Origin of the sequence: Pseudomonas sp. NPDC087690 (assembly GCF_044743175.1) — a bacterium.
Taxonomy (GTDB): domain Bacteria; phylum Pseudomonadota; class Gammaproteobacteria; order Pseudomonadales; family Pseudomonadaceae; genus Aquipseudomonas.
The window spans coordinates 23,709-31,918 of record NZ_JBIUVX010000037.1 but is presented as its reverse complement, the minus strand read 5'-3'; the positions used below and the strand labels follow the sequence as shown (position 1 = coordinate 31,918).

Sequence of the window (8,210 nt, the reverse complement as noted above, 5' to 3'; positions counted from 1 at the left end):
AGGTAGAACGAGTGTCTCTGATCGCTTCTGACCACTTCCGCATCGTTGTCGGCCTCGGCAAGAGCGGCATGTCCCTGGTTCGCTTTCTGGCGAACCGGGGCACGTCGTTTGCTGTGGCGGACACGCGGGAAAATCCACCGGAACTGGCCACGCTCAAGCGTGACTATCCGCACGTGGAAGTGCGTTGTGGCGAGCTGGACGTCGAATTCCTGTGCCGTGCCGACGAACTCTACGTGAGCCCCGGTCTGGCGCTGGCGACCCCGGCCCTGCAAGCCGCCGCGGCGCGTGGCGTGAAACTGTCCGGTGACATCGAGCTGTTCGCGCGTAACGCGCAGGCGCCGATCGTGGCCATCAGCGGTTCCAACGCAAAAAGCACCGTTACCACGCTGGTTGGCGAGATGGCGGCTGCGGCCGGCAAACGCGTCGCCGTCGGCGGCAACCTCGGCACCCCGGCGCTGGACCTGCTCAGCGACGACGTCGAGCTGTACGTGATGGAGCTGTCGAGCTTCCAGCTGGAAACCACCGATCAGCTCAACGCTGAAGTGGCCACCGTGCTGAACATCAGCGAAGACCACATGGATCGCTACAGCGGTCTGCCGGCGTACCACCTGGCCAAGCACCGGATTTTCCGTGGCGCGAAGCAGTTCGTGGTCAACCGTCAGGATGCGCTGACCCGTCCGTTGATGGGCGAGGGCCAGCCGTGCTGGACCTTCGGCCTGAGCAAACCGGATTTCAAGGCATTCGGTATCCGTGAAGAAGATGGCGAGAAGTATCTGGCCTTCGAATTCCAGAACCTGATGCCGGTGCGTGAGCTGAAGATTCGCGGCGCCCATAACCAGTCCAACGCCCTCGCGGCATTGGCACTGGGGCATGCCGTGGGCTTGCCGTTCGACGCCATGCTCGCGGCCTTGCGCACCTTTGCCGGCCTCGAACATCGCTGCCAGTGGGTACGTGATCTCGACGGCGTGGCGTACTACAACGATTCCAAAGCCACCAACGTCGGCGCCGCACTGGCGGCAATCGAAGGCCTCGGCGCGGACATCGACGGCAAGGTTGTTTTGATCGCTGGCGGTGATGGCAAGGGTGCCGAGTTCAACGATCTGCGTGATCCGGTAGCGGCCAACTGCCGCGCCGTGATCCTGATGGGCCGCGACTCCGACAAGATCGGCGCGGCCATCGGTGATGCCGTGCCACTGATTCGCGCAACCTCGCTGGTTGACGCCGTCGCACAATGCCGCGCCGCCGCCCAGCCGGGTGATGTGGTGCTGCTGTCGCCGGCCTGCGCCAGTTTCGACATGTTCAAGAATTATGAAGACCGTGGTCACCAGTTCGTCCGCGCTGTGGAGGACCTGGCATGAGCCTGTTCAATATCATCAAGCCGTATCCGTCGCCGATCATCACCGGGCGCGGCATCGACCTCGATTTCCCGATGCTCGCCGGTTGCCTGGCGCTGCTAGGTCTTGGCCTGATCATGATTGCCTCGGCGTCCACTGAAGTGGCAGCTGCGCAGTCGGGCAGTCCGCTGTATTACATGATTCGCCACCTTATCTATGTGGTGCTGGGCCTGGGCGCGTGCATCGTCACCATGATGATTCCGATCGCCACCTGGCAGCGCCTCGGCTGGCTGATGCTGATCGGTGCGTTCGGCTTGCTGGTGATGGTGATCATCCCCGGCATCGGGCGTGAAGTGAACGGTTCGATGCGCTGGATCGGTTTCAGCTTCTTCAACGTGCAGCCGTCGGAAATCGCCAAAGTATTCGTGGTGATCTACCTCGCCGGTTATCTGGTGCGGCGTCAGAAGGAAGTGCGCGAGAGCTGGATGGGCTTCTTCAAGCCATTCATCGTGCTGCTGCCGATGGCCGGCCTGTTGCTGATGGAGCCGGACTTCGGTGCCACCGTGGTGATGATGGGCGCTGCGGCAGCGATGCTATTCCTCGGCGGGGTCGGGTTGTTCCGCTTCTCGCTGATGGTGGTGTTGGCGGTCGGGGCCGTGGTGCTGTTGATCCAGATGCAGCCGTATCGAATGGCGCGTCTGACCAACTTCGCCGACCCGTGGGCTGACCAGTTCGGCGCCGGTTATCAATTGTCGCAAGCCTTGATCGCCTTCGGTCGCGGTGAATGGCTGGGCGTGGGCCTGGGCAACAGCGTGCAGAAGCAGTTCTATCTGCCGGAAGCGCACACCGACTTCGTGTTCTCGGTATTGGCCGAAGAACTGGGCGCAGTGGGTTCGCTGTGCACCGTGGCGCTGTTCGTGTTCGTGTGTATTCGCGGCATGTACATCGGCTTGTGGGCGGAAAAAGCCAAACAGTTTTTCGCAGCCTATGTGGCTTACGGTCTGTCGTTCCTGTGGATTGGTCAGTTCCTGATCAACATCGGTGTGAACGTCGGTCTGCTGCCAACCAAAGGTCTGACCTTGCCGTTCCTCAGTTACGGCGGCAGCTCGTTGGTGATCTGCTGTGCCTGCCTCGGCTTGTTATTGAGGATCGAGTGGGAGAGTCGAACCCACCTGGGCAGTGAAGAGATGGAATTCCATGAGAGCGACTTCGCCGAGGAGCCGAATCATGGGCGCTAACGTATTGATCATGGCCGGCGGAACCGGCGGCCACGTGTTCCCGGCACTGGCCTGTGCCCGCGAGTTTCAGTCGCGCGGCTACACCGTGCACTGGCTCGGCACGCCACGCGGAATTGAAAACGAACTGGTGCCGACCGCAGGGCTGGAACTGCACCGCATCAACGCTACGGGCCTGCGCGGCAAGGGCAAGCTGTCGCTGCTGAAGGCGCCGTTCATGCTGCTGAAATCGGTGTGGCAGGCGCGGGCGATCATTCGTCGCTTGAAGCCGGTGTGTGTGGTCGGCTTCGGTGGTTATGTGACTGGTCCCGGTGGCCTTGCCGCGAAACTGGCTGGCGTGCCGGTGATCGTTCACGAGCAGAACGCCGTGGCCGGCACCGCCAATCGGTTGCTGGTGCCGTTCGCCGCCCGAGTGTGTGAAGCGTTCCCCGACACCTTTACTCTGTCGGACACCCGCCGTACCACCGGAAATCCGGTGCGCAGCGAGCTGTTCCTCGACACATCGCGACCTGCTCTGGCAGGGCGCAAAGCGCGTTTGCTGATCCTCGGCGGAAGCCTTGGCGCAGAACCGTTGAACAAATTGCTGCCTGAAGCCCTGGCCCAAGTCGCTGCCGATTTGCGCCCGGAAGTGTTTCATCAGGCCGGCAAAAACCATGATGAAGTGACTGCAGAGCGCTACCGCGCCGCCGGCGTTGATGCGCAGGTGCAGCCGTTCATCAAAGACATGGCCCAGGCCTATGGCTGGGCTGACCTGGTGGTGTGCCGCGCCGGCGCGTTGACCATCAGTGAGCTGGCTGCCGCCGGTCTGCCCTCGATGCTGGTGCCTTTGCCCCACGCGATCGACGATCACCAGACCCGCAACGCCGATTATTTGGCCCGTGAAGGCGCTGCCTTCCTGATGCCGCAAAGAACGACTGGTGCCGCGGACCTTGCCGCGCGCCTGACAGAGGTCTTGATGCAACCGCAACGACTCGAAAATATGGCCCAAGCGGCCCGCCGTCTGGCGAAACCCGATGCCACCCGTAGCGTGGTCGATACCTGTCTGGAGGTGGCCCATGGTTGAGAATCAGAAAGCCATGCCGCAACCGGAAATGCGCCGCATCCGTCGCATCCACTTCGTCGGCATCGGCGGTGTGGGCATGTGCGGGATTGCCGAAGTGTTGTTGAACCTGGGCTACGCAGTGTCCGGTTCCGACCTCAAAGCTTCGCCGGTGACCGAGCGTCTGGAATCGTTCGGCGCGCAGATTTTTATCGGCCACCGTGCCGAGAACGCCGCTGCCGCCGACGTGCTGGTGGTGTCGAGCGCTGTGAACACCTCCAACCCGGAAGTGGCGAACGCGCTTGAGCGTCGTATTCCGGTGGTGCCGCGCGCGGAAATGCTCGCCGAACTGATGCGCTATCGCCACGGCATCGCTGTCGCCGGTACGCACGGCAAAACCACCACCACCAGCCTGATCGCTTCGGTGTTCGCCGCCGGTGGCCTGGACCCGACGTTCGTTATCGGTGGCCGTCTGAATGCCGCGGGCACCAATGCCCAACTCGGCACCAGCCGTTACCTGATCGCTGAAGCCGATGAAAGCGATGCGAGTTTCCTGCATCTGCAACCGCTGGTGGCTGTGGTTACCAACATCGACGCCGACCACATGGCGACCTACGACGGTGACTTCAACAAGCTGAAGAAAACCTTCGTCGAATTCCTGCACAACCTGCCGTTCTACGGTTTGGCGGTGATGTGCCTGGACGATCCGGTGGTGCGTGAAATCCTGCCGCTGGTGAAGCGTCCGACCGTGACCTACGGCTTCAGCGAAGACGCTGACGTACGCGCGATCAACATTCGCCAGCAAGGCATGCAGACGTTCTTCACTGTGCTGCGCCCGGATCGTGAACCGCTGGACGTGTCGGTGAACATGCCCGGCAACCACAACGTACTCAACTCGCTGGCGACCATTTGCATCGCCACCGACGAGGGCGTCAGCGATGAAGCCATCGTTCAGGGCCTGTCGGGTTTCCAGGGTGTCGGTCGACGCTTCCAGGTCTACGGCGAACTGCCGGTGGACGGCGGCAACGTGATGCTGGTCGACGACTACGGTCACCACCCGACCGAAGTCGCGGCGGTGATCAAAGCCGTACGCGGTGGCTGGCCGGAGCGCCGCCTGGTGATGGTCTACCAGCCGCACCGTTACAGCCGCACCCGTGATCTGTACGACGACTTCGTCAATGTACTGGCCGACGCTAACGTGCTGCTGCTGATGGAAGTCTATCCGGCCGGCGAAGAGCCGATCCCCGGCGCCGACAGCCGCAAGCTGTGCAACAGCATCCGCCAGCGTGGTCAGCTCGACCCGATCTACATCGAGCGTGGCGTCGATCTGGCGCCGCTGGTCAAGCCGCTGCTGCGCGCCGGCGACATCCTGCTGTGTCAGGGCGCCGGTGATATCGGCGGTCTCGCGCCGAAGCTGTTGAAAAGTGAATTGTTCGCTGGCGCCGTGGCGGCGTCGGTCGAGGGGAAGTTGAAATGACTGCTGCCTACGCCAAGCTGTTTTCCACTATCGCGCCGAAGGACTTCGGCCGCGTCGCCGTGCTTTTCGGCGGCCTGAGTGCCGAGCGTGAGGTTTCGCTGAAATCCGGTAACGCCGTGCTCGACGCGCTGCAAAGCGCTGGCGTGGACGCGTTCGGCATCGACGTTGGCGACGACATTCTGCAACGTCTGCTCAGCGAAAAGATCGACCGCGCGTTCATCATTCTCCATGGTCGTGGCGGTGAAGACGGCTCCATGCAGGGCCTGCTCGAAGTGGCGGGCATTCCGTACACCGGCAGTGGCATTCTGGCCTCGGCACTGGCGATGGACAAACTGCGCACCAAGCAGGTCTGGCACAGCCTCGGGATTCCGACGCCACGTCACGCCGTGCTGTGCAGCGAAGCCGATTGTATTTCGGCAGCGACGGAACTGGGCTTCCCTTTGATCGTCAAACCGGCGCATGAAGGTTCAAGTATCGGGATGGCCAAAGTGAGTTCTGCGTACGAGTTGATCGACGCATGGAAAGCGGCCAGTACCTACGATTCGCAAGTCTTGGTTGAGCAATGGATTCAAGGTCCGGAGTTCACCATCGCCACCCTGCGTGACCAGGTGTTGCCTCCTATCGCCCTGGGTACACCGCACACGTTCTACGACTACGACGCCAAGTACATCGCCAACGATACCCAGTACCGCATTCCGTGCGGGCTGGATGCCGCCAAGGAACAGCAACTCATGGATCTCACGGCCAAGGCCTGTGAGGCGCTGGGTATTGCCGGTTGGGGCAGGGCGGACGTGATGCAGGACGCCGACGGGCAGTTCTGGTTCCTGGAAGTGAACACCGCACCGGGCATGACCGATCACAGTCTGGTGCCAATGGCCGCCCGTGCTGCCGGTCTGGATTTCCAGCAACTGGTTCTGGCCATTCTGGCCGCCAGTGTTGAAGACGCTCGAGGTTAAGACGATGCAAGGCGCTCAGCTCCGACATCAGCCTCCCGCACCCGGCCGCAAGCCGGTGCCGCGGGGTGCCAGCCGCATGGTGGCGAAAGAGCCGATGTCCGCGCGCCTGCCGAAAGCCAATTTCGGCTTCGTGAAAAGTCTGTTCTGGCCGGTGCTGCTGGTCGTGCTGGGTTTTGGTACGTACGAAGGCGCAACGCGTTTGCTCCCGTACGCCGACCGGCCGATCACCAAGATCGCCGTGCAGGGCGACCTGAGCTACATCAGTCAGCAAGCGGTGCAGCAACGAATCGCCCCGTACGTGGCGTCGAGCTTCTTCACCATCGACCTCGCCGGGATGCGCACCGAGCTTGAGCAGATGCCCTGGATCGCCCACGCCGAAGTGCGTCGGGTATGGCCGGACCAGGTGGTGATCCGCCTCGAAGAGCAACTGCCGGTGGCGCGTTGGGGCGACGAGTCGTTGCTCAACAACCAGGGCCAGGCGTTTACGCCCAAGGAACTGGCGAACTACGAACACCTGCCCCAGCTGTTCGGCCCACAACGGGCCCAGCAGCAAGTGATGCAGCAGTACCAGGTGCTGAGCCAGATGCTGCGGCCGTTGGGCTTCTCGATTGCGCGCCTGGAATTGCGTGAACGCGGGAGCTGGTTCCTGACCACCGGTGCCGGCAGTTCCGGCCCCGGCATCGAGCTGCTGCTGGGACGCGGCAACCTGGTGGAAAAGATGCGCCGCTTCATCGCCATCTATGACAAGACGCTTAAAGACCAGATTACGAACATTGCGCGCATCGATCTGCGCTACGCCAACGGCCTCGCTGTTGGCTGGCGGGAACCTGTAGCGCCGACGACAGCCCAACCCGCTGTCGCAAAGAATTAAGAAGAGGCAGGACCCATGTCAAACGTGCAAAGCGGCAAAATGATCGTCGGTCTCGATATCGGCACCTCCAAGGTGGTGGCGCTGGTCGGCGAGGTCTCCGACGACGGCTCGCTGGAAATCGTCGGGATCGGTACCCATCCGTCCCGTGGCCTGAAGAAGGGCGTGGTGGTGAACATCGAGTCCACCGTGCAATCGATCCAGCGTGCGATCGAAGAAGCCCAACTGATGGCGGGCTGCCGCATTCACTCGGCGTTCGTCGGCGTGGCGGGCAATCACATCCGCAGCCTGAACTCCCACGGCATCGTCGCGATCCGTGATCGCGAAGTCAGCTCGGCCGACCTGGAACGCGTGCTCGACGCTGCTCAGGCTGTGGCGATACCGGCTGACCAGCGCGTGCTGCACACCCTGCCGCAGGATTACGTGATCGATAACCAGGAAGGCGTTCGTGAGCCACTGGGCATGTCCGGCGTACGTCTGGAAGCCAAGGTTCACGTGGTCACCTGCGCCGTCAACGCTGCACAGAACATTGAAAAATGCGTGCGTCGCTGCGGTCTGGAAATCGACGACATCATTCTCGAGCAACTGGCCTCGGCCTACTCGGTACTGACCGACGACGAGAAAGAACTGGGCGTGTGCCTGGTCGACATCGGCGGCGGCACCACCGACATCGCGATCTTCACCGAAGGTGCGATCCGTCATACCGCGGTGATCCCGATTGCCGGTGATCAGGTGACCAACGACATCGCCATGGCGTTGCGCACCCCGACCCAGTACGCCGAAGAGATCAAGATCCGTTACGCCTGCGCCCTGGCCAAACTGGCCGGTGCCGGTGAAACCATCAAGGTGCCGAGCGTGGGCGACCGTCCACCGCGTGAACTGTCGCGTCAGGCCCTGGCCGAAGTGGTCGAGCCGCGTTACGACGAACTGTTCACGCTGATCCAGGCCGAGCTGCGTCGCAGCGGCTACGAAGACCTGATCCCGGCCGGCATCGTCCTCACCGGTGGTACCTCGAAGATGGAAGGCGCCACTGAACTGGCCGAAGAAATCTTCCACATGCCGGTTCGTCTGGGCGTGCCGCACGGCGTCAAAGGTCTGGATGACGTGGTGCGCAATCCGATTTATTCCACTGGCGTTGGCTTGTTGATGTACGGCCTGCAAAAGCAGTCCGACGGGATCTCGTTCTCGGGCATCGGCAGCCGCGACAGCTACAGCAACGAAGAGCCACAGGCGCCGTTGCTGGACCGAGTGAAGAAGTGGGTTCAAGGCAACTTCTAAAGCTTTACCGCAGCACCGCACCA

At 62.2% G+C, this 8,210-nt stretch carries 7 protein-coding genes; all 7 read left to right on the top strand.

The window, feature by feature from the left end:
* The first annotated feature begins 11 nt into the window (after nucleotides 1-11).
* The 7 genes from murD to ftsA are packed head-to-tail and all read left to right on the top strand — an operon-like array spanning nucleotide 12 to nucleotide 8,187.
* Nucleotides 12-1,358: a UDP-N-acetylmuramoyl-L-alanine--D-glutamate ligase gene (gene murD / locus ACIPIZ_RS24170; protein WP_150647964.1), complete on the top strand. Its 1,347-nt coding sequence runs from the start codon at nucleotides 12-14 to the stop codon at nucleotides 1,356-1,358.
* Complete coding sequence (ftsW, locus tag ACIPIZ_RS24165; protein WP_016987575.1) at nucleotides 1,355-2,572, top strand: putative lipid II flippase FtsW; 1,218 nt, start codon at nucleotides 1,355-1,357, stop codon at nucleotides 2,570-2,572. The genes murD and ftsW overlap by 4 nt, the downstream gene beginning before the upstream one ends.
* The gene (gene murG, locus ACIPIZ_RS24160; RefSeq protein WP_401167886.1) at nucleotides 2,562-3,632 is read left to right on the top strand and encodes an undecaprenyldiphospho-muramoylpentapeptide beta-N-acetylglucosaminyltransferase; all 1,071 of its coding nucleotides are present in this window, start codon (nucleotides 2,562-2,564) and stop codon (nucleotides 3,630-3,632) included. Before ftsW ends, murG begins: the two co-directional genes overlap by 11 nt.
* Nucleotides 3,625-5,085: a UDP-N-acetylmuramate--L-alanine ligase gene (gene murC, locus ACIPIZ_RS24155; RefSeq protein ID WP_253481936.1), complete on the top strand. Its 1,461-nt coding sequence runs from the start codon at nucleotides 3,625-3,627 to the stop codon at nucleotides 5,083-5,085. Before murG ends, murC begins: the two co-directional genes overlap by 8 nt.
* A complete protein-coding gene (locus ACIPIZ_RS24150) occupies nucleotides 5,082-6,041 on the top strand; it encodes a D-alanine--D-alanine ligase (protein ID WP_401167883.1) in 960 nt (319 codons plus the stop codon). Before murC ends, ACIPIZ_RS24150 begins: the two co-directional genes overlap by 4 nt.
* Nucleotides 6,042-6,045: 4 nt before the next feature.
* Complete coding sequence (locus ACIPIZ_RS24145; protein ID WP_064392861.1) at nucleotides 6,046-6,912, top strand: cell division protein FtsQ/DivIB; 867 nt, start codon at nucleotides 6,046-6,048, stop codon at nucleotides 6,910-6,912.
* Nucleotides 6,913-6,927: 15 nt separating this feature from the next.
* Nucleotides 6,928-8,187: a cell division protein FtsA gene (ftsA, locus tag ACIPIZ_RS24140; RefSeq protein WP_401167880.1), complete on the top strand. Its 1,260-nt coding sequence runs from the start codon at nucleotides 6,928-6,930 to the stop codon at nucleotides 8,185-8,187.
* Nucleotides 8,188-8,210: the final 23 nt, after the last annotated feature.

Excerpts from the sequence above, each read along its gene's own strand:
- ftsW (WP_016987575.1), top strand. The coding sequence starts at position 1,355 with ATGAGCCTGTTCAATATCATCAAGCCGTATCCGTCGCCGATCATCACC.
- murG (WP_401167886.1), top strand. The coding sequence starts at position 2,562 with ATGGGCGCTAACGTATTGATCATGGCCGGCGGAACCGGCGGCCACGTG.
- murC (WP_253481936.1), top strand. The coding sequence starts at position 3,625 with ATGGTTGAGAATCAGAAAGCCATGCCGCAACCGGAAATGCGCCGCATC.
- ACIPIZ_RS24150 (WP_401167883.1), top strand. The coding sequence starts at position 5,082 with ATGACTGCTGCCTACGCCAAGCTGTTTTCCACTATCGCGCCGAAGGAC.
- ACIPIZ_RS24145 (WP_064392861.1), top strand. The coding sequence starts at position 6,046 with ATGCAAGGCGCTCAGCTCCGACATCAGCCTCCCGCACCCGGCCGCAAG.
- ftsA (WP_401167880.1), top strand. The coding sequence starts at position 6,928 with ATGTCAAACGTGCAAAGCGGCAAAATGATCGTCGGTCTCGATATCGGC.